Origin of the sequence: Pseudazoarcus pumilus (assembly GCF_002872475.1) — a bacterium.
In the GTDB taxonomy this organism is placed as follows: domain Bacteria; phylum Pseudomonadota; class Gammaproteobacteria; order Burkholderiales; family Rhodocyclaceae; genus Pseudazoarcus; species Pseudazoarcus pumilus.
Genome location: NZ_CP025682.1, coordinates 614543 through 634796, shown reverse-complemented (window position 1 = coordinate 634796; position 20254 = coordinate 614543). Strand labels below are relative to the sequence as shown.

Annotated in this window: 16 protein-coding genes and 4 tRNA genes; 2 read left to right on the top strand and 18 right to left on the bottom strand. The window is 64.0% G+C overall.

Translation table 11 applies throughout. The features are described 5' to 3' along the window. Positions 1 to 38: 38 nt before the first annotated feature. From rpsJ to C0099_RS02900, 18 genes are all read right to left on the bottom strand, one after another. Positions 39 to 350 (bottom strand): 30S ribosomal protein S10, encoded by a 312-nt coding sequence (gene rpsJ / locus C0099_RS02985; protein WP_102246069.1) that lies wholly within the window; start codon positions 348 to 350, stop codon positions 39 to 41. A 61-nt stretch (positions 351 to 411) separates the two neighbouring features. Further along, positions 412 to 1602, bottom strand: coding sequence for an elongation factor Tu (tuf, locus tag C0099_RS02980; RefSeq protein ID WP_102246059.1), 1191 nt, complete (start codon positions 1600 to 1602; stop codon positions 412 to 414). Between the two features lie 27 nt (positions 1603 to 1629). Next, positions 1630 to 3729, bottom strand: coding sequence for an elongation factor G (gene fusA, locus C0099_RS02975; protein ID WP_102246068.1), 2100 nt, complete (start codon positions 3727 to 3729; stop codon positions 1630 to 1632). 103 nt (positions 3730 to 3832) lie between these two features. Further along, positions 3833 to 4303 carry a 30S ribosomal protein S7 gene (gene rpsG / locus C0099_RS02970; RefSeq protein WP_102246067.1) on the bottom strand — a complete coding sequence of 157 codons (471 nt, stop codon included), beginning with the start codon at positions 4301 to 4303 and terminating at the stop codon, positions 3833 to 3835. 34 nt (positions 4304 to 4337) lie between these two features. Next, complete coding sequence (gene rpsL, locus C0099_RS02965; protein WP_102246066.1) at positions 4338 to 4715, bottom strand: 30S ribosomal protein S12; 378 nt, start codon at positions 4713 to 4715, stop codon at positions 4338 to 4340. Positions 4716 to 4846: 131 nt separating this feature from the next. Continuing rightward, complete coding sequence (rpoC, locus tag C0099_RS02960) at positions 4847 to 9100, bottom strand: DNA-directed RNA polymerase subunit beta' (protein ID WP_102248357.1); 4254 nt, start codon at positions 9098 to 9100, stop codon at positions 4847 to 4849. A gap of 38 nt (positions 9101 to 9138) precedes the next feature. Continuing rightward, positions 9139 to 13269, bottom strand: a complete 4131-nt coding sequence (gene rpoB, locus C0099_RS02955) for a DNA-directed RNA polymerase subunit beta (protein ID WP_102246065.1) — start codon at positions 13267 to 13269, stop codon at positions 9139 to 9141. A 149-nt stretch (positions 13270 to 13418) separates the two neighbouring features. After that, positions 13419 to 13802, bottom strand: coding sequence for a 50S ribosomal protein L7/L12 (gene rplL, locus C0099_RS02950; RefSeq protein ID WP_102246064.1), 384 nt, complete (start codon positions 13800 to 13802; stop codon positions 13419 to 13421). A gap of 56 nt (positions 13803 to 13858) precedes the next feature. Further along, positions 13859 to 14383 (bottom strand): 50S ribosomal protein L10, encoded by a 525-nt coding sequence (gene rplJ, locus C0099_RS02945; protein WP_102248356.1) that lies wholly within the window; start codon positions 14381 to 14383, stop codon positions 13859 to 13861. A gap of 274 nt (positions 14384 to 14657) precedes the next feature. Beyond that, a complete protein-coding gene (gene rplA, locus C0099_RS02940) occupies positions 14658 to 15353 on the bottom strand; it encodes a 50S ribosomal protein L1 (protein ID WP_102246063.1) in 696 nt (231 codons plus the stop codon). A gap of 2 nt (positions 15354 to 15355) precedes the next feature. Further along, positions 15356 to 15787: a 50S ribosomal protein L11 gene (gene rplK, locus C0099_RS02935; protein WP_102246062.1), complete on the bottom strand. Its 432-nt coding sequence runs from the start codon at positions 15785 to 15787 to the stop codon at positions 15356 to 15358. A gap of 101 nt (positions 15788 to 15888) precedes the next feature. Continuing rightward, positions 15889 to 16422: a transcription termination/antitermination protein NusG gene (gene nusG / locus C0099_RS02930; protein WP_102246061.1), complete on the bottom strand. Its 534-nt coding sequence runs from the start codon at positions 16420 to 16422 to the stop codon at positions 15889 to 15891. Positions 16423 to 16424: 2 nt separating this feature from the next. After that, positions 16425 to 16772, bottom strand: coding sequence for a preprotein translocase subunit SecE (gene secE / locus C0099_RS02925; RefSeq protein WP_102246060.1), 348 nt, complete (start codon positions 16770 to 16772; stop codon positions 16425 to 16427). Between the two features lie 25 nt (positions 16773 to 16797). After that, positions 16798 to 16873: transfer RNA gene (locus C0099_RS02920), tRNA-Trp, on the bottom strand. Between the two features lie 62 nt (positions 16874 to 16935). Then, positions 16936 to 18126 (bottom strand): elongation factor Tu, encoded by a 1191-nt coding sequence (gene tuf / locus C0099_RS02915; protein WP_102246059.1) that lies wholly within the window; start codon positions 18124 to 18126, stop codon positions 16936 to 16938. A gap of 83 nt (positions 18127 to 18209) precedes the next feature. Next, a tRNA-Thr gene (locus C0099_RS02910) sits at positions 18210 to 18284 on the bottom strand. Between the two features lie 25 nt (positions 18285 to 18309). Continuing rightward, positions 18310 to 18383, bottom strand: a tRNA-Gly gene (locus C0099_RS02905). A 64-nt stretch (positions 18384 to 18447) separates the two neighbouring features. Beyond that, a tRNA-Tyr gene (locus tag C0099_RS02900) sits at positions 18448 to 18532 on the bottom strand. 207 nt (positions 18533 to 18739) lie between these two features. Here C0099_RS02900 and C0099_RS02895 point away from each other — a divergent pair. Both C0099_RS02895 and C0099_RS02890 read left to right on the top strand, forming a co-directional pair. Next, on the top strand, positions 18740 to 19465 hold the full coding sequence (locus tag C0099_RS02895) for a class I SAM-dependent methyltransferase (protein WP_228151635.1): 726 nt from the start codon (positions 18740 to 18742) through the stop codon (positions 19463 to 19465). Positions 19466 to 19558: 93 nt separating this feature from the next. Further along, positions 19559 to 20254, top strand: a complete 696-nt coding sequence (locus tag C0099_RS02890) for a hypothetical protein (protein ID WP_102246058.1) — start codon at positions 19559 to 19561, stop codon at positions 20252 to 20254.

Sequence of the window (20254 nt, the reverse complement as noted above, 5' to 3'; positions counted from 1 at the left end):
ACCGGCCTTTGCGGACCCCATGCAAGCATGGCACTCACTTACTGCAGCTTGATCTCCACATCCACACCCGCCGGCAGGTCAAGCTTCATCAGCGCATCGACGGTCTTCTCGGTCGGATCGATGATGTCCATCAGGCGCTGGTGGGTACGAATCTCGAACTGGTCGCGCGAGGCCTTGTTGACGTGCGGCGAACGCAGCACGTCGAAACGCTCCTTGCGCGTGGGCAGCGGCACGGGGCCGCGCACGACGGCGCCGGTACGCTTGGCGGTCTCGACGATCTCCAGGGCCGACTGGTCGATCAGGCGATAGTCGAAGGCCTTGAGGCGGATGCGGATCTTCTGGTTCTGCATGGTTTTTCCTAAAGAGCGAAAAGAACATTGCCCGGCGCCGAGACGCCGGGCAGAAAGGGAATTACTCGATGATCTTGGCCACGACGCCGGCGCCGACGGTACGACCGCCTTCGCGGATGGCGAAACGCAGACCCTCTTCCATCGCGATCGGCGCGATCAGCTTGACCGTGATCGACACGTTGTCACCCGGCATCACCATCTCGGTGCCCTCGGGCAGCGTGATCGCTCCGGTCACGTCCGTCGTGCGGAAGTAGAACTGCGGACGGTAGTTGGCGAAGAACGGCGTGTGACGACCACCCTCTTCCTTGCTCAGCACGTAGATCTCGCCCGTGAAATGCGTGTGCGGCGTGATCGAACCCGGCTTGCACAGCACCTGACCGCGCTCGACTTCCTCGCGCTTGGTGCCGCGCAGCAGCACGCCCACGTTGTCACCGGCCTGACCCTGGTCGAGCAGCTTGCGGAACATCTCCACGCCCGTGCAGGTGGTCTTCTGCGTGGCCTTGATACCGACGATCTCGATCTCTTCGCCGACCTTGATGATGCCGCGCTCCACACGACCGGTCACCACCGTGCCGCGACCCGAGATCGAGAACACGTCTTCGATCGGCATCAGGAACGGACGATCGACCGCGCGCTCGGGCGTCGGAATGTAGCTGTCGAGTGCTGCGGCCAGCTCGTAGATGGCCGGCACGCCGATCGGCGACTCGTCGCCCTCGAGCGCCTTGAGCGCCGAACCCTTGATGATGGGAATGTCGTCACCCGGGAAGTCGTACTTGGACAGCAGCTCGCGAACTTCCATCTCGACGAGCTCGAGCAGCTCCTCGTCGTCGACCATGTCGCACTTGTTCAGGAACACGATGATGTACGGAACACCGACCTGGCGGGCCAGCAGGATGTGCTCGCGCGTCTGCGGCATCGGGCCGTCCGCGGCCGAGCACACCAGAATCGCTCCGTCCATCTGCGCCGCACCGGTAATCATGTTCTTCACGTAGTCAGCGTGACCCGGGCAGTCGACGTGCGCGTAGTGGCGCGACTCCGTCTCGTACTCCACGTGCGAGGTGTTGATCGTGATGCCGCGCGCCTTCTCTTCCGGCGCGCTGTCGATCGACGCGTAGTCCTTGGCCTCGCCGCCCCACTTCTTCGTCAGCACCGTCGTGATCGCCGCCGTCAGCGTCGTCTTGCCGTGGTCAACGTGGCCAATCGTGCCTACGTTCACGTGCGGCTTCGTCCGTTCAAACTTGCCTTTAGCCATTATTCGTTCCTCTCCTGATATCAGAGCTTATTTGGTTCGATTGTTGATCACAGCCTCGGCGACGTTCTTCGGCGCCTCGGCGTAGTGCTTGAATTCCATCGAGTACGTGGCGCGACCCTGCGACAGCGAACGCATCTGGGTGGCGTAACCGAACATCTCGGCCAGCGGCACCTCGGCCTTGATTTCCTTCATGCCGCCAGGCACGTCTTCCATGCCCTGAACGATGCCGCGGCGACCCGACAGGTCACCCATGACGTTACCCATGTACTCCTCCGGGGTCTCGACGACCACCGCCATCATCGGCTCGAGCAGCACCGGGCTGGCCTTGCGCATCGCGTCCTTGAACGCCATCGAGGCAGCCATGCGGAATGCGTTCTCGTTCGAGTCCACATCATGGTAGGAGCCATCGAACAGGGTGACCTTGACGTCGACCACCGGGAAGCCCGCGAGCACGCCATTGGTCAACGTATCCTGGAGCCCCTTGTCGACCGCCGGGATGTATTCGCGCGGAACGACGCCACCCTTGATCGCATCGACGAATTCATAGCCCTTGCCGGCCTCGTTCGGCTCCAGCTTGATCCACACGTGGCCGTACTGACCGCGACCACCGGACTGCTTGACGAACTTGCCTTCCTGGTCGACCGCCTTGCGCACCGCTTCGCGGTAAGCCACCTGCGGGGCGCCGACGTTGGCTTCGACGTTGAATTCGCGCTTCATGCGATCGACCAGGATCTCCAGGTGCAGCTCGCCCATGCCCGAGATGATGGTCTGGCCCGACTCCTCGTCGGTACGCACGCGGAAGGACGGATCCTCCTGCGCCAGTCGCGACAGCGCCAGACCCATCTTTTCCTGGTCGCTCTTGGTTTTTGGCTCGACCGCGACGTGGATCACCGGATCCGGGAAGATCATGCGCTCGAGGATGATCGGCGCGGACGGGTCGCACAGCGTCTCGCCGGTCGTCACTTCCTTGAGGCCGACGCATGCGGCGATGTCGCCCGCCAGCACTTCCTTGACTTCTGCACGCTCGTTGGCGTGCATCTGGAGGATGCGGCCGATGCGCTCTTTCTTGTTCTTGATCGAGTTGAGCACGGTGGCACCGGCCTCGAGCACGCCCGAGTACACACGAATGAAGGTCAGCTGACCGACGAAGGGGTCGCTCATCAGCTTGAACGCCAGGGCCGAGAACTTCTCGCCGTCATCGGCGCGGCGCTCGACCGGCTTCTCGTCCTCGTCGATACCGGAGACCGGCGGAATATCGATCGGCGAGGGCAGCAGTTCGATGACCGCGTCGAGCATGCGCTGAACGCCCTTGTTCTTGAAGGCGGTGCCACACAGCATCGGCTGGATCTCGCAGGCGATGGTACGCATGCGCAGACCCTTGACGATTTGCTCCTCGGACAGCTCGCCATTCTCGAGGTACTCGTTCATCAGATCCTCGGAGGCCTCGGCCGCGGCCTCGACCATGTGCTCACGCCACTTCTCGGCCTCGGCCTGCAGCTCCGCCGGAATCGCCTCGTAGTTGAAGCTCATGCCCAGCGAGGCCTCGTCCCAGATGACCGACTTCATCTTGAGCAGGTCGACGACGCCGCGGAAGCCCTCCTCCGCACCGATCGGAATGACGATCGGAACCGGATTGGCCTTCAGACGCAGCTTCATCTGATCGACGACCTTGAAGAAGTTCGCGCCCTGACGGTCCATCTTGTTCACGAAGGCCAGGCGCGGCACCTTGTACTTGGTGGCCTGGCGCCACACCGTCTCGGACTGCGGCTGCACACCACCGACCGCGCAATACACCATGCACGCGCCATCGAGCACACGCATCGAACGCTCGACCTCGATCGTGAAGTCGACGTGCCCCGGGGTATCGATGATGTTGAAACGATGCTCCGGGAACTGCCGATCCATGCCTTTCCAGAAGCAGGTCGTCGCGGCGGAGGTGATGGTGATGCCACGCTCCTGCTCCTGCTCCATCCAGTCCATGGTCGCAGCACCGTCGTGAACCTCGCCCACCTTGTGGCTTACGCCAGTGTAGAAAAGGATGCGCTCGGTCGTCGTCGTTTTGCCGGCGTCGATGTGCGCCGAGATGCCAATGTTGCGATAGCGCTCAATGGGAGTCTTGCGAGCCACGATAATCCGCCTTCTGTCTTTATGCGCCCTCGGGCGCGTGAAAATCCTGCCGTACAAAGCAATCGAGCCCTTGCCGGGCCCGATTCACCACCGTCTCGAAAACTCAGAAACGGTAGTGCGAGAATGCCTTGTTTGCTTCGGCCATGCGGTGCACTTCCTCGCGACGCTTCATCGCGGAACCGCGGCCTTCGGCAGCCTCGAGCAGTTCGCCGGCCAGACGCTGCGCCATCGACTTCTCGGCGCGCTTGCGCGCCGCCTCGCGCAGCCAGCGCATCGACAGCGCCATGCGGCGCGACGGACGCACTTCGACCGGAACCTGGTAGTTCGCTCCACCGACACGACGGCTCTTGACCTCGACGACAGGCCTGACGTTGCCGAGCGCAGCCGTGAAGACCTCCAGCGGGTCCTTGCCGGCCTTGCCGGAAATGTGATCGAACGCACCATAGACGATGCGCTCGGCGACCGACTTCTTGCCGGACTGCATGATCACGTTGATGAACTTGGACACATCCTGCGACGCGAACTTCGGGTCCGGCAGGATCTCGCGCTTGGGTACTTCACGACGACGGGGCATGGCAACCTCTGACTGAGTTCTGTATGAGCGGGGTTCAGGCCTGCTTCGGGCGCTTGGCGCCGTACTTGGAGCGGGCCTGCTTGCGGTCCTTGACACCCTGAAGGTCGAGGGAACCGCGAACAATGTGATAGCGCACGCCCGGCAAGTCCTTGACACGGCCGCCGCGAATCAGCACGACCGAGTGCTCCTGCAGGTTGTGGCCTTCGCCGCCGATGTAGGAGATCACCTCGAAACCGTTGGTCAGGCGCACCTTGGCGACCTTGCGCAGCGCCGAGTTCGGCTTCTTCGGGGTCGTCGTATAGACACGGGTGCACACACCGCGCTTTTGCGGGCAGGCCTCGAGCGCTGGCACCTTGTTCGTGGTGACGACCTTCTCACGCGGCTTGCGAACGAGCTGATTGATAGTAGGCATATTGGCGTTTCTTCATGAGGTCCGAGGTGGCGCAACGCGCGCCACCTCGGACGGATTGTTCAGCGTCGGATCGGCCCGCAAGGACCGACCCGAACAAAGAGGCCGGATTTTATTCCGCTGCAGGGCGCGCGTCAACCAGCCTGCACATCCGGCGATTGCGACTCGGACGATTCGGTCGCTGCCGCGGCGGCATTATTCTCCGCCACTGCCTCGTCGAACCCCGGCCATGCATGGTCTCCACCGAGGTCGCCCCCGCTCTTCTGGATCTTGCGGTTGCGGTGATAGGCCATGCCGGTACCGGCCGGAATCAGACGACCGACGATGACGTTCTCCTTGAGACCGCGCAGATCGTCGCGCTTGCCCATGATCGCCGCCTCGGTCAGAACCCGGGTGGTCTCCTGGAAGGAAGCGGCCGAGATGAACGAGTCAGTCGACAACGACGCCTTGGTGATACCCAGCAGAACGTTCTCGTAGGTCGCCGGCAGCTTGCCTTCGGCGACCATCTTGTCGTTCTCCTCGAGCACGTCCGAGCGCTCCACCTGCTCCTCACGGATGAAGCGCGTATCGCCCGGATCGGTGATGACCACGCGACGCAGCATCTGGCGGACGATCACCTCGATGTGCTTGTCGTTGATCTTCACGCCCTGCAGACGATAGACGTCCTGCACCTCGTCGATGATGTACCGCGCCAGCGCCGGGATACCCTGCAGACGCAGGATGTCGTGCGGATCGGCCGGCCCGTCGACCACGGCCTCGCCCTTGTTGACCACCTGACCGTCGTGCACCATCAGGTGCTTGTCCTTGGGGATCAGGAAGTCGTGCGAGATCCCGTCCGGTTCGGTAATCACCAGGCGCTGCTTGCCCTTGGTGTCCTTGCCGAACGACACGGTACCGGTAAACTCGGCGAGCACGCCGGCGTCCTTGGGCGCGCGCGCCTCGAACAACTCGGCCACACGCGGCAGACCGCCGGTGATGTCGCGGGTCTTGGCCGATTCCTGCGGGATACGCGCGAGCACGTCGCCAACGCCGACCTGCTGGCCGTCCTTGACGGTGATGATGGAGCCCACCTGGAAGGTGATCGCCACCGCATGCTCGGAGCCGGCGATGCGCACTTCCTCGCCCTGGTCGTCGATGAGCTTGACCTGCGGACGCGTGGCCTTGCTGGCCGCACCACCGCGCTGCTTCGAGTCGATGACCACCAGCGTCGACAGGCCCGTGACCTCGTCGATCTGCTTGGCCACGGTCGAGCCTTCCTCGACGTTCTCGAAGCGCACGGTGCCCGCGTACTCGGTGATGATCGGACGCGTGTGCGGATCCCACGAGGCGAGCTGCACGCCGGCCTTGACGTTCATGCCGTCATCGACGAACAGGGTCGCACCGTAGGGCACCTTGTGACGCTCGCGCTCGCGCCCGAGCTCATCGGCGACGACTACCTCGGCCGAACGCGCGATGACCACCTTCTCGCCCTTGGCGTTGGTGACGTAGCGCATGTTGCCGGCGAAGCGGATCGAACCGCCCGACTTGGCCTCGACGCCGCTGGCCACAGCCGCACGCGAGGCGGCACCGCCGACGTGGAAGGTACGCATGGTCAGCTGCGTGCCCGGCTCGCCGATCGACTGCGCGGCGATCACGCCGACCGCTTCGCCGACGTTGACGTCGGAACCGCGACCCAGGTCGCGGCCATAGCACTTGCCGCAGATACCGTAGCGCGTCTCGCAGGTCAGCGCCGTGCGCACCTTGACCTCGTCGATGCCCAGACTGTCGATCAGCTCGACCATGTCCTCGGTGAGCAGCGTGCCGGCCTCGATGACCGTCTCCTGCGTATCCGGATTGATCAGGTCTTCGGCCGCGACGCGACCCAGGATGCGCTCACGCAACGCCTCGACGACCTCGCCACCCTCGATCAGGGCCTTCATCGAGAAGCCTTCACGCGTGCCGCAATCGTCCTCCGTGACCACCAGATCCTGCGTGACGTCGACCAGACGACGCGTCAGATAGCCCGAGTTGGCGGTCTTGAGCGCGGTGTCGGCCAGACCCTTACGGGCGCCGTGCGTCGAGATGAAGTACTGCAGGACGTTGAGGCCTTCACGGAAGTTGGTCGTGATCGGCGTCTCGATGATGGAGCCGTCCGGCTTGGCCATCAGGCCACGCATGCCGGCAAGCTGGCGAATCTGCGCGGCGGAGCCGCGCGCGCCGGAGTCGGCCATCATGTAGATGGAGTTGAACGACTCCTGACGGACCGTCTTGCCTTCGCGGTCGACAACGTCCTCTTCGCCGAGCTGGTCCATCATCGCCTTGGCGACCTGATCACCACAGCGGCCCCAGATGTCGACGACCTTGTTGTAGCGCTCGCCGTCGGTCACCAGACCGGAGGTATATTGGTCGGCGATGTCCTTGACCTCGGCCTCGGCCGCGGAGATGAGGCGCTCCTTCTCGACCGGCATCAGCATGTCCTTGACCGAAATCGAGATGCCCGCACGGGTGGCCAGACTGAAGCCGTACTGCATCAGCTTGTCGGCGAAGACCACCGTCTCCTTCAGGCCGCAGCGGCGGAAGGCGGCGTTGATCAGCTTGGAGATTTCCTTCTTCTTTAGCGCCTTGTCGATGATCGAGAACGGCAGACCGGCCGGCAGGATCTCGGACAGCAGCGCGCGGCCCACGGTCGTCTCGTAGCGACGATTGACCGGCACGCGCTCGCCGTCGGGACCGAACTCGACCGTGTTCAGGCGCACCGACACGCGCGCATGCAGCGTCGCGTAGCCCGACTCGTAGGCGCGACGCGCCTCGGCCACGTCGGCGAAGTGCATGCCCTCACCGGGCTCGTTCACGCCCTCGCGCGTGGCGTAGTACAGGCCCAGCACGATGTCCTGCGACGGCACGATGATGGGTTCGCCGTTAGCCGGAGAGAGCACGTTGTTCGACGACAGCATCAGCGTGCGCGCTTCCATCTGCGCTTCCAGCGACAACGGCACGTGCACGGCCATCTGGTCACCGTCGAAGTCGGCGTTGAAGGCCACGCACACCAGCGGATGCAGCTGGATGGCCTTGCCTTCGATCAGGACCGGCTCGAAGGCCTGGATGCCCAGGCGGTGCAGCGTCGGCGCGCGGTTGAGCATCACCGGGTGTTCGCCGATGACCTCTTCGAGGATGTCCCACACCACCGGCTCGTGGCTCTCCACCATCTTCTTGGCCTGCTTGATGGTGGTCGCCAGCCCGCGCAGCTCGAGCTTGTTGAAGATGAACGGCTTGAACAGCTCCAGCGCCATGAGCTTGGGCAGACCGCACTGGTGCAGCTTGAGCTGCGGACCCACCACGATGACCGAGCGGCCCGAGTAGTCGACGCGCTTGCCCAGCAGGTTCTGACGGAATCGACCGCCCTTGCCCTTGATCATGTCGGCGAGCGACTTGAGCGGACGCTTGTTGGCACCGGTCATGGCCTTGCCGCGACGACCGTTGTCGAGCAGCGAATCGACCGACTCCTGCAGCATGCGCTTTTCGTTGCGCACGATGATGTCCGGCGCCTTCAGTTCGAGCAGGCGCTTGAGACGGTTGTTGCGGTTGATGACGCGACGGTACAGGTCGTTCAGGTCGGAAGTCGCGAAGCGGCCACCATCGAGCGGCACCAGCGGACGCAGGTCCGGCGGCAGCACCGGCAGCACTTCGAGAATCATCCACTCGGGCTTGATGCCCGAGGTCTGGAAGGCCTCGAGCACCTTGAGGCGCTTGGAGAACTTCTTGACCTTGGCCTCGGAGCCGGTGGACTCGAGTTCGCCACGCAGCTTCTCGACTTCGTGGTTCAGATCGAGCGTGCGCAGCAGTTCGCGCACGGCCTCGGCACCCATCAGGGCGTCGAAATCGTCGCCGTACTCCTCGACCTTGGCGACATAGTCGTCCTCGGTCAGCAGCTGACCGCGGGTGAGCGGGGTCAGCCCAGGCTCGACCACGACGAAGGCTTCGAAATAGAGCACACGCTCGATGTCGCGCAGGGTCATGTCGAGCACCATGCCAAGACGGCTGGGCAGGCTCTTCAGGAACCAGATGTGCGCGACCGGGCTGGCCAGCTCGATGTGGCCCATGCGCTCACGGCGCACCTTGGACAGCGTCACCTCGACGCCGCATTTCTCGCAGATCACACCGCGGTGCTTGAGGCGCTTGTACTTGCCGCACAGGCACTCGTAGTCCTTGACCGGGCCGAAAATCTTGGCGCAGAACAGGCCGTCGCGCTCGGGCTTGAAAGTACGGTAGTTGATGGTCTCCGGCTTCTTGACTTCGCCGTAGGACCACGAGCGAATCTTCTCGGGCGAGGCGAGTCCGACGGTGATCGAGTCGAACTCCTCTTCCTGAGGCAGGGTTTGTTTGAACAGGTCAGCGAGCATGCCTTTCATCATTCACTCCATCCGGGTCGAGTGGGTTTTCACCCGGTTCAGTAGCTGTCCAGATCGATGTCGATCGCGAGCGAGCGGATTTCCTTCACCAGCACGTTGAAGGACTCGGGCATGCCGGCATCGATCTTGTGTTCACCCTTGACGATGTTCTCGTAGACCTTGGTGCGGCCCGTGACGTCGTCCGACTTGACGGTGAGCATCTCCTGCAGCGTATAGGCGGCGCCGTAGGCTTCCAGCGCCCACACCTCCATCTCGCCGAAGCGCTGGCCACCGAACTGTGCCTTGCCTCCCAGCGGCTGCTGGGTGACGAGCGAGTACGGGCCGGTCGAACGCGCGTGCATCTTGTCGTCGACAAGGTGGTGCAGCTTGAGCACGTGCTTGTATCCGACCGTGACCTTGCGGTCGAAGGCGTCGCCCGTGCGGCCGTCGTAGAGCGTGACCTGACCACCCGAATCGAGGCCGGCGAGTTCGAACATCTTCTCGATCTCGTCCTCCTGGGCGCCGTCGAACACCGGGGTGGCGAACGGCACGCCGTTGCGCAGGTTCTTCGCCAGTTCGATCACGTCGTCGTCGCTGAACGACGCGAGATCCTCGGTCTTGCCACTGCGGTTGTAGATCTCGTCGAGCAAGGCGCGGATCTCGGCGACCTTGGCGTTGGCGCGCAGCATGCCGTCGATCTTCTGACCGAGCGACTTGGCCGCACGACCCAGGTGGGTCTCGAGGATCTGACCGATGTTCATGCGCGAGGGCACGCCCAGCGGGTTTAGCGCGACGTCGACCGGCGTACCGTCATCCATGTAGGGCATGTCCTCGACCGGCACGATGCGCGAGACCACACCCTTGTTTCCGTGGCGACCGGCCATCTTGTCGCCCGGCTGCAGGCGGCGCTTGACCGCCAGGTGCACCTTGACCATCTTCTGCACGCCCGGCGGCAGTTCGTCGCCCTGGGTGAGCTTCTTCTTCTTCAACTCGAAGGCCGCGTCGAAGTCCTTGCGCGTCTTGTCCAGACCGTCGCGCACGGCTTCGAGCTGGGTCGCCAGTTCCTCGTCGGCCATGCGGATGTCGAACCAGCTGTGCGGCTCGAGCCCGTCGAGATACTCGTCGGTGACCTTGGCGCCCTTGGCGAGCTTCTTCGGCCCGCCGTTGACCTTCTGGCCCACGATCAGGCGACGGATACGCGCGAAGGCGTCACGCTCGACAATGCGCATCTGGTCGGCCAGATCGGTCTTGAAGCCGCGCAGCATGTCGTCGATGATCGACTGCGCACGCTTGTCGCGCTCGATGCCTTCGCGGGTGAAGATCTGCACGTCGATGACGGTGCCGACCATGCCCGAGGGCACGCGCAGCGAGGTGTCCTTCACATCGGACGCCTTCTCGCCGAAGATCGCGCGCAGCAGTTTCTCTTCCGGCGTGAGCTGGGTCTCGCCCTTGGGCGTGACCTTGCCGACGAGCACGTCGCCGGCCTGCACCTCGGCACCGATGTAGACGATGCCGGACTCGTCCAGGCGCCCCATCTGCGCTTCGCCCAGCGAGGCGATGTCGCGCGTGATCTCCTCGGGTCCGAGCTTGGTGTCACGCGCGACCACCGTCAGCTCCTCGATATGCACCGAGGTGAAACGGTCTTCGGCGACGACGCGCTCCGAGATCAGGATCGAGTCCTCGAAGTTGTAACCGTTCCACGGCATGAACGCGACCAGCATGTTCTGGCCGAGCGCAAGCTCGCCCAGGTCGGTGGACGCGCCATCGGCGATCACGTCACCCTTGGCCAGCACGTCACCGACCTTGACGATCGGACGCTGGTTGATATTGGTGTTCTGGTTCGAGCGCGTGTACTTGATGAGGTTGTAGATGTCGACGCCGACCTCGCCGGAGAGCGTCTCGTCGTCATGCACACGTACCACGATGCGGTTGGCGTCGACGTAATCGACCACGCCACCGCGCAGGGCCTGCACGGCGGTGCCGGAGTCGACCGCAACGGTGCGCTCCATGCCGGTACCCACCAGGCATTTCTCGGGCCGCAGGCAGGGCACGGCCTGACGCTGCATGTTCGCGCCCATCAGCGCGCGGTTGGCGTCGTCGTGCTCGAGGAACGGAATCAGCGACGCGGCAACCGACACGATCTGGCCCGGCGCGATGTCCATGTACTGCACCTGATCGGTGGTCGACAGCGAAAACTCGCCCTTGTGGCGACACGACACCAGATCGCCGGACAAACGGCCGTCAGTCACTTCGGCGTTGGCCTGGGCGATGACGTAGTGACCTTCCTCGATGGCCGACAAGTAATCGACCTGGTCGGTGACCTTGCCGTCCTCGACCTTGCGGTACGGGGTTTCGAGAAAGCCGTAACGGTTGGTGCGCGCATACACGGCGAGCGAGTTGATCAGACCGATGTTCGGACCTTCCGGCGTCTCGATCGGGCACACGCGGCCGTAGTGCGTCGGGTGCACGTCGCGCACCTCGAAGCCGGCGCGCTCGCGCGTCAGGCCGCCCGGACCGAGCGCCGAGACGCGACGCTTGTGCGTGATCTCGGACAGCGGGTTGGTCTGGTCCATGAACTGCGACAGCTGGCTGGACCCGAAGAACTCCTTGATCGCGGCCGAGATCGGCTTGGCGTTGATCAGGTCGTGCGGCATCAGGTTCTCGGACTCGGCCTGGGACAGGCGCTCCTTGACGGCGCGCTCGACGCGCACCAGACCGGCACGGAACTGGTTCTCGGCCAGCTCACCCACCGAACGCACGCGACGGTTGCCGAGGTGATCGATGTCGTCGATCTCGCCGCGACCGTTGCGCAGCTCGAGCAGGATGCCGACCACGGCCAGGATGTCGTCGCTCGAGAGCGTGCCCGGCCCGATCTCCTCCATCTTGCCGACGCGCTCGTAAAAGCGCTTGACCCAGCCCGGAGCGCGATCGTCGATCGCTTCCGGATAGGCGCGACGGTTGAACTTCATGCGCCCGACCGAGGACAGGTCGTAGCGCTCCTCCGAGAAGAACAGCCCGTGGAACAGGGTCTCGACAGCGTCTTCGGTGGGCGGCTCGCCCGGACGCATCATGCGGTAGATCGCCACGCGCGCGGCCCACTGGTCGGCCGTGTCATCGATACGCAGCGTCGAGGAGATATAGGGACCGCGGTCGAGGTCATTGACGTAGAGCGTCTGCAGCCCGGCAATGCCAGCCGCGCGCATCTTTTCGATCAGTTCCTCGGTGATCTCGTCGTTGGCCTTGGCGATGATCTCACCGGTTTCGGGATCCACCAGGCTGGTCGCCACGACGCGACCGACGAGGAAATCGTCGGGCACCGACATCGTCTTGACCCCTGCCTTCTCGATTTCGCGGATATGACGCGCCGTGATGCGCTTTTCGCGCGCGACCATGACGTTGCCGTCCGCATCGACGATGTCGAAGCGCGCTACCTCGCCGCGCAGGCGCTCGGGCACCAGCGTGAAGCTCACGCCTTCGGATTCGAGGCGGAACTCGTCGAAGTCATGGAAGGAGGCGAGGATTTCCTCGGTGCTCATGCCGATCGAGCGCAGCAGGATCGACACCGGCATCTTGCGGCGACGGTCGACACGGAAGAACAGGCAGTCCTTGGGGTCGAACTCGAAGTCCAGCCAGGAACCACGGTAGGGAATCACGCGGGCCGAGAACAGCAGCTTGCCCGACGAGTGCGTCTTGCCACGGTCGTGATCGAAGAACACGCCCGGCGAACGATGCAGCTGCGAGACGATGACCCGCTCGGTACCGTTGATGACGAAGGAACCGGTGTTCGTCATGAGCGGGATCTCGCCCATGTAGACTTCCTGCTCCTTGACCTCCTTGACGGTCTCCTTGGGCGCGTCGCGATCCATGATCACCAGGCGCACGCGCGCGCGCAGCGGGGCAGCATAGGTCAGGCCACGCTGCTGGCATTCCTTGACGTCGAAGGGCGGCTCGCCGAGGTGGTAGCTCACGAACTCCAGGCGCGCATTGCCACTGTGGCTGGAGATCGGGAAGATGGAGGTGAAGGCTGCCTGCAAACCTTCGTTGAGCCGCGACTGCGCAGAGACCTCGGCCTGCAGGAACGACACGAAGGAATCGATCTGCGTCGCCAGCAGGAACGGAATGTCCTGCTCGGAAGTGCGCTTGGCGAAGCTTTTGCGGATACGCTTCTTTTCGGTGTAGGAATACGCCATGTGGGCTCCGGGTAGAGGTCAGACGTCAAACGACAGGGCAAAACGAACAACGATGGGCGCGGCTCGTTTGGCCCTGGCTTCTGCTCGTCACAAAAGCACGAAAGGGCCGGCGGCCAAAACGGCCGCCAGCCCCACCAGAACACGCGAGATTACTTGATCTCGACCTTGGCGCCGGCTTCCTCGAGCTGCTTGACCAGCGCGTCGGCGTCGGCCTTGGAAATGCCTTCCTTGACCGCCTTCGGGGCGCCGTCGACCAGATCCTTGGCTTCCTTCAGGCCCAGGCCGGTAGCGGCACGCACGACCTTGATCGCCTCGACCTTCTTCTCGCCGGCGGCCAGCAGCACGACGTCGAATTCGGTCTTCTCTTCGGCAGCGGCGGCATCACCACCACCGGCGGCCGGAGCGGCCACGGCAACCGACGCGGCAGCAGCCGAAACGCCGAACTTCTCTTCCATCTGCTTGATGAGCTCGGAGAGCTCAAGCACGGACATGTTGCCAATCGCTTCCAGAATATCGTCTTTGGACACAGCCATTTTCTACTCCTGAATAAACAGTCATCACCCCGTCACGGGGCGTACTCACGTGGGAATTACGCAGTCTCTTTGGAATCGCGCAATGCGGCGACGGTGCGCACGAACTTCGACGGAACCTCGTTGAGGGTCTGAACGAATTTCGCCACCGGCGCCTGCATCGTCCCGAGCAGCTTCGACAGAAGCTCCTCGCGGCTCGGCATCGAGGCCAACGCCTTGACGCCAGCGGCGTCCATGACGTAATTGGGCATCGCGCCGCCCTTGATCACCAGCTTGTCGTTGGCTTTGGCGAACTCCTGCAGCACCTTGGCCGGCGACACCGGATCCGCGGCGATGCCGTAGATCAGCGGACCGACCATCTGCTCGTTCAAGCCTTCGAACGGCGTACCTTCGACGGCACGACGAACAAGCGTGTTCTTCAGGACGCGCAGGTAGACGCCCGACTCGCGCGCCTTGGCACGCAGCTCGGTGATCTGCCCAACTTCGAGACCACGGTACTCAGCGACAATCACGACCTGGGCGTTCGCGAGTTCCGCGGACACTTCGGCGACGACTGCCTTCTTGTCATCAAGATTGAGACCCAAGGTCATCTCCCTATTTGAAACATTCATCCGCCCCGCACCAGGCGGGGCGAACAACCACGGCGACCGTATTCAGGAGCCTGCCAATGCCGCCGCGAGGCGGCACGAACCGGAATCCTGTTTTCGGGTTACGCCATCTGCGTTGGGCCCGTACTTCGCGGTTTAAGGCGTTTCCTGCATTGCAGCCGCAGGATCGACCCCCAACGGTCTTTGACAACCTGCCGCCCGCAGGCGACAGCCCAAAGTCATCGGACGGCCCTGGCCGTCCGGGTAAAACTCATGCAGCAACCGACGCCGGGTCGACCTTGACGCCCGCGCCCATGGTGCTAGACACCGCGATGCGGCGCAGATACACACCCTTGGAGGCAGCCGGCTTGGCCTTGACCAGCGCCTCGACCAGCGCACCGACGTTCTGCTGCAGCGCCTCGACCGGGAACGACGCACGACCGACGGTCGCATGAATGATGCCGGCCTTGTCGGTGCGGTACTGCACCTGACCCGCCTTGGCGTTCTTCACCGCCGTCTCCACATCCATGGTGACGGTACCGACCTTCGGGTTCGGCATCAGGCCGCGCGGACCCAGGATCTGGCCCAGCGCGCCCACCACACGCATGGCGTCGGGCGTGGCGATGCACAGGTCGAAATCGATGGTGCCCGACTTGACCTGGGCGGCGAGGTCGTCGAAACCGACGACGTCCGCACCGGCGGCTTTGGCGGCCTCGGCCTTGTCACCCTGGGCGAACACGGCCACGCGCACGCTCTTGCCGGTACCGGCAGGCAGCACGACCGAACCACGCACGATCTGGTCCGACTTGCGCGCGTCGACGCCGAGGTTGATCGAGATGTCGATCGACTCGTCGAACTTCGCGGTCGCGCAGTCCTTGATCAGGCCCAACGCCTCGCTCACCGGATAGACACGGTTGCGGTCGACTTTGGCGCGCAGCGCCTGGACACGTTTGGAAAGCTTCGCCATGATCAGACCCCCTCGACCGTGATGCCCATGGAACGGGCGGAACCGGCAATCGTACGCACCGCCGCATCCATGTCGGAGGCGGTCAGGTCCGGCTCCTTGGTCTTGGCGATTTCCTCGACCTGGGCGCGGGTCAGCGAACCGACCTTGTCCAGGTGCGGACGCGGCGAACCCTTGCTGATGCCGGCAGCCTTTTTCAGCAGCACCGCCGCCGGCGGCGTCTTCATGATGAAGGTGAAGCTCTTGTCGGCGAACGCGGTGATCACCACCGGAATCGGCAGACCGGGCTCCATGCCCTGGGTCTTGGCGTTGAACGCCTTGCAGAATTCCATGATGTTCAGGCCGCGCTGACCCAGCGCGGGGCCGATCGGGGGGCTGGGGTTGGCCTTGCCGGCCGGCACCTGCAGCTTGATGTAGCCAATGATTTTCTTTGCCATGGAGGCAATCTCCTTGTGTGAGTGCTAGCGCACCGGCACCGGCCGGCGCTCCTCAAAAGCCCGCGAACGGGCAATGGGCACCCTCGCGGATGCCCGACCGCTCAGGTCTTCTCGACCTGACCGAAATCCAGTTCCACCGGGGTCGCGCGACCGAAGATGGTCACCGACACGCGCAGCTTGCTCTTCTCGTAATTGACGTCCTCGACGCTGCCATGGAAGTCCGTGAAGGGACCTTCCTTGACCCGCACAACCTCGCCGAGTTCCCACAACACCTTGGGGCGCGGCTTCTCCACGCCCTCCTGCATCTGGTGCATGATCTTCTCGACCTCCTTCTCGGAGATCGGCGCGGGCTTGTTGGCGGTACCGCCGACGAAGCCAGTCACTTTCGGGGTGGACTTGACCAGATGCCAGGAGTCGTCGTTCATCTCCATCTCGACGAGCACGTAGCCGGGGAAGAACTTGCGCTCGGAGATGCTCTTCTGGCCGCCCTTCATCTCGACCACCTCCTCGACCGGCACCAGGATCTGCCCGAACATGTCCTGCATGCCCGAACGGGCGATGCGCTCGATCAGCGCCCGCATCACGGACTTCTCGAAGCCGGAGTAGGCGTGCACCACGTACCAGCGCTTGCTCATAGTCACTTCCATCCCAGAATCAGGTCGTACAGCACCCATTCCAGGCTCTTGTCCGTCAGCCACAGGAAGATCGCGATGGCGACCACGAACGCGAACACCATGCCGGTCATCTGCACGGTTTCCTTGCGCGTCGGCCACACGACCTTGCGGGCTTCGTTGATGGATTCGCGCGCGAACTCGACGAAGCGCGCCCCCGGCGCCGACGTCCAGGCAATTGCGACACCGGCGGCGAAACCGCCCAGCACGCACAGCACACGCACCACGAGCGCCTGTTCCGACAATGCATAGAAGCCGGCAATGCCGGCCGCAAGCAGGGCCAGCGCCAGCGCGATCTTGATCTTATCGACCATCAGGATCTCGTATTACGAAAAGCATTGGCAGGGGCAGAGGGAATCGAACCCCCAACCTTCGGTTTTGGAGACCGACGCTCTGCCAGTTGAGCTATACCCCTGCGACAGAGACTGCATGGGGCGCCCTCGCGGAGGACGCCCCCGATCGAACCCGATGCGACGATTACTCGATGATCTTGGCCACGACGCCGGCGCCGACGGTACGACCGCCTTCGCGGATGGCGAAACGCAGACCCTCTTCCATCGCGATCGGCGCGATCAGCTTGACCGTGATCGACACGTTGTCACCCGGCATCACCATCTCGGTGCCCTCGGGCAGCGTGATCGCTCCGGTCACGTCCGTCGTGCGGAAGTAGAACTGCGGACGGTAGTTGGCGAAGAACGGCGTGTGACGACCACCCTCTTCCTTGCTCAGCACGTAGATCTCGCCCGTGAAATGCGTGTGCGGCGTGATCGAACCCGGCTTGCACAGCACCTGACCGCGCTCGACTTCCTCGCGCTTGGTGCCGCGCAGCAGCACGCCCACGTTGTCACCGGCCTGACCCTGGTCGAGCAGCTTGCGGAACATCTCCACGCCCGTGCAGGTGGTCTTCTGCGTGGCCTTGATACCGACGATCTCGATCTCTTCGCCGACCTTGATGATGCCGCGCTCCACACGACCGGTCACCACCGTGCCGCGACCCGAGATCGAGAACACGTCTTCGATCGGCATCAGGAACGGACGATCGACCGCGCGCTCGGGCGTCGGAATGTAGCTGTCGAGTGCTGCGGCCAGCTCGTAGATGGCCGGCACGCCGATCGGCGACTCGTCGCCCTCGAGCGCCTTGAGCGCCGAACCCTTGATGATGGGAATGTCGTCACCCGGGAAGTCGTACTTGGACAGCAGCTCGCGAACTTCCATCTCGACGAGCTCGAGCAGCTCCTCGTCGTCGACCATGTCGCACTTGTTCAGGAACACGATGATGTACGGAACACCGACCTGGCGGGCCAGCAGGATGTGCTCGCGCGTCTGCGGCATCGGGCCGTCCGCGGCCGAGCACACCAGAATCGCTCCGTCCATCTGCGCCGCACCGGTAATCATGTTCTTCACGTAGTCAGCGTGACCCGGGCAGTCGACGTGCGCGTAGTGGCGCGACTCCGTCTCGTACTCCACGTGCGAGGTGTTGATCGTGATGCCGCGCGCCTTCTCTTCCGGCGCGCTGTCGATCGACGCGTAGTCCTTGGCCTCGCCGCCCCACTTCTTCGTCAGCACCGTCGTGATCGCCGCCGTCAGCGTCGTCTTGCCGTGGTCAACGTGGCCAATCGTGCCTACGTTCACGTGCGGCTTCGTCCGTTCAAACTTGCCTTTAGCCATGTCAACACCTCTTGTTCGAAATCAGTAAAAAACGGATCAACGTACCGACGGCCCCGATCCTGCAACGAGACCACAAATTTTGCTGGTGCCCATGACGTGGATTGAACACGTGGCCTCTCCCTTACCAAGGGAGTGCTCTACCACTGAGCTACATGGGCTCCTTGAACCATCAATCGCCTGGCTTGGAGCGGGTGAAGGGAATCGAACCCTCATCGTAAGCTTGGAAGGCTTCTGCTCTACCATTGAGCTACACCCGCTGACGCAGACGATTCACTGCACCCTAGCCGGCCCGCCATCTCGCTGCGAACCGGCCCTTTGTTCTGGTGGAGGGGGAAGGATTCGAACCTTCGAAGGCTGAGCCGTCAGATTTACAGTCTGATCCCGTTGACCGCTTGGGTACCCCTCCGGGCGAGAAGCGCCGCACTATAGTGCCTAAACGCACCCATGTCAAACCCGTCCGGGGCCCACAAGACAAATTCGACTCCAGCGCCGAAAATGACCATCCATGCGCTCTCCACCGACATCCCGGACGACTCGAAGGACACCGAGTACGTCGCCCGTCACCACTCGCGAACGCTGCGCGGGGCATCGCCCCTGGCTGCGCGCGCTCGCCGTGCAGGCAGCCGCCTGGGCCGGAGTATTCGCCGTCGCGCAAATCGTCGCCCTTCCCGGGGCCATCGCGATCGTCGGCGCGCAGGCGGCACTGGCGGCTGCACTGGCCTGGCGGATGCATCGCGAACGCTGGTGGATCGTCCTGCACGCGCTGTTCTCGCCGCTGGGCGCGCTCGCACTGGGCAGCGGCGTCGATCCGCGCTGGTGGCTCGCGGCCCTCGTCGCGACCATGCTTCTGTACTGGGGAACGCCGGGCACACGCGTACCGCTTTATCTTTCCGGCCGCGCTGCCGTAGACGCGGTGGACGGCCTGCTGCGCTCGCGTGGCGCGCGCAGCCTGCTCGACATCGGCTGCGGCATCGGGAGCGTGCTGGCACCGCTCGCGCGACGCCATCCGCAGGTGCGCATCACCGGCATCGAGGCCGCGCCGCTGCCATGGCTGATCGGCTGGTTGCGCACGCGAACGGCCGGCAACGCGCGCGTGCTGCGCGGCGACTTTTTCGCCGCGCACTGGCGCGACCACGATCTGGTGTACGCCTTTCTGTCGCCCCATCCGATGGCGGCGGTCTGGGACAAGGCGCGACGCGAGATGCGCCCCGGCTCGCTGCTGGTGAGCAAGGACTTCGCGGTACCGCAGGCAAAGCCGACCGATACCGTCACGCTCGCCGACGGCGCGCGGCTGTACCTGTACGAGCCGGCGGGGCCGGCGCCGACGCGAACCGATTAACGGGGCAAATCACGGCCTTTTCGCGACATCGCACAGCCGGGCGGTCCGGATAATGCGACAGCGGGACGGAGCGAACGACAATGGAACTGGGCAATGGCTGAAATCATCTGCGTCATCGGCAACAAGGGCGGCACCGGCAAGACCTCGATCTCGCACATGCTGTGCCAGGGACTGGGCCTGCTCGAGCACCGCGCCGCCTGCGTGCTCACCGACACCTCGCGCGAACCCCTCAACCCGGCCGGCCGGCGTTACGTGACGGCCGATGCGCGCACGCGCGAATCGCTCGCCAAGGTCGTCGACAAGCTGCGCACGCTGGAGAACTGGATCGGCGTGATCGACGGCGGCGGCAACCGCAGCGAAATGGACCGCCACCTCTACGCGATGTCGGACATCGTGCTGTTGCCTTTCCGCGAGTCGCACGAGGACATCCGCACCGTGGTGCGCGACCTCGAGACCTTCCCGCGCGCCTACGCCGTGCCCTCGCAATGGCCCACCAACGCCTGGCAGCGCGAGGCGGCCGAGCGCAACGTGCGCCAGCTCATGCGCCCCTACCGCCACCGCCTGCTCAATCCGGTCAATGCGCTCTCGGCGACCAAGCTGCTGCTGCAACGGGATCTGCCCGACCAGTTGCCCACGCCCCTGGCCAATGCGTGCCGGGCGCTGGCGCGCCAGGTGCTGGACGTGCTGGAGATCGACGTCGCCCCGGCCACGAGCGAACTGACGAGCATCGACGAGGCCAATCGCCTGCCCAGCGACGAGATGCCGCTGCGCATGGGCAGTCGTCGCTGA

Bases quoted from the DNA above. Each gene is read 5' to 3' on its own strand.
- tuf (WP_102246059.1), bottom strand. From the start codon at position 18,126: ATGGCTAAAGGCAAGTTTGAACGGACGAAGCCGCACGTGAACGTAGGC.
- C0099_RS02890 (WP_102246058.1), top strand. From the start codon at position 19,559: ATGGCTGAAATCATCTGCGTCATCGGCAACAAGGGCGGCACCGGCAAG.
- rplK (WP_102246062.1), bottom strand. From the start codon at position 15,787: ATGGCAAAGAAAATCATTGGCTACATCAAGCTGCAGGTGCCGGCCGGC.
- tuf (WP_102246059.1), bottom strand. From the start codon at position 1,602: ATGGCTAAAGGCAAGTTTGAACGGACGAAGCCGCACGTGAACGTAGGC.
- rpsG (WP_102246067.1), bottom strand. From the start codon at position 4,303: ATGCCCCGTCGTCGTGAAGTACCCAAGCGCGAGATCCTGCCGGACCCG.
- nusG (WP_102246061.1), bottom strand. From the start codon at position 16,422: ATGAGCAAGCGCTGGTACGTGGTGCACGCCTACTCCGGCTTCGAGAAG.
- rplL (WP_102246064.1), bottom strand. From the start codon at position 13,802: ATGGCTGTGTCCAAAGACGATATTCTGGAAGCGATTGGCAACATGTCC.
- secE (WP_102246060.1), bottom strand. From the start codon at position 16,772: ATGGTCGATAAGATCAAGATCGCGCTGGCGCTGGCCCTGCTTGCGGCC.
- rpsJ (WP_102246069.1), bottom strand. From the start codon at position 350: ATGCAGAACCAGAAGATCCGCATCCGCCTCAAGGCCTTCGACTATCGC.
- rpoB (WP_102246065.1), bottom strand. From the start codon at position 13,269: ATGGCGTATTCCTACACCGAAAAGAAGCGTATCCGCAAAAGCTTCGCC.
- rplA (WP_102246063.1), bottom strand. From the start codon at position 15,353: ATGGCGAAGCTTTCCAAACGTGTCCAGGCGCTGCGCGCCAAAGTCGAC.
- rpsL (WP_102246066.1), bottom strand. From the start codon at position 4,715: ATGCCTACTATCAATCAGCTCGTTCGCAAGCCGCGTGAGAAGGTCGTC.
- rpoC (WP_102248357.1), bottom strand. From the start codon at position 9,100: ATGAAAGGCATGCTCGCTGACCTGTTCAAACAAACCCTGCCTCAGGAA.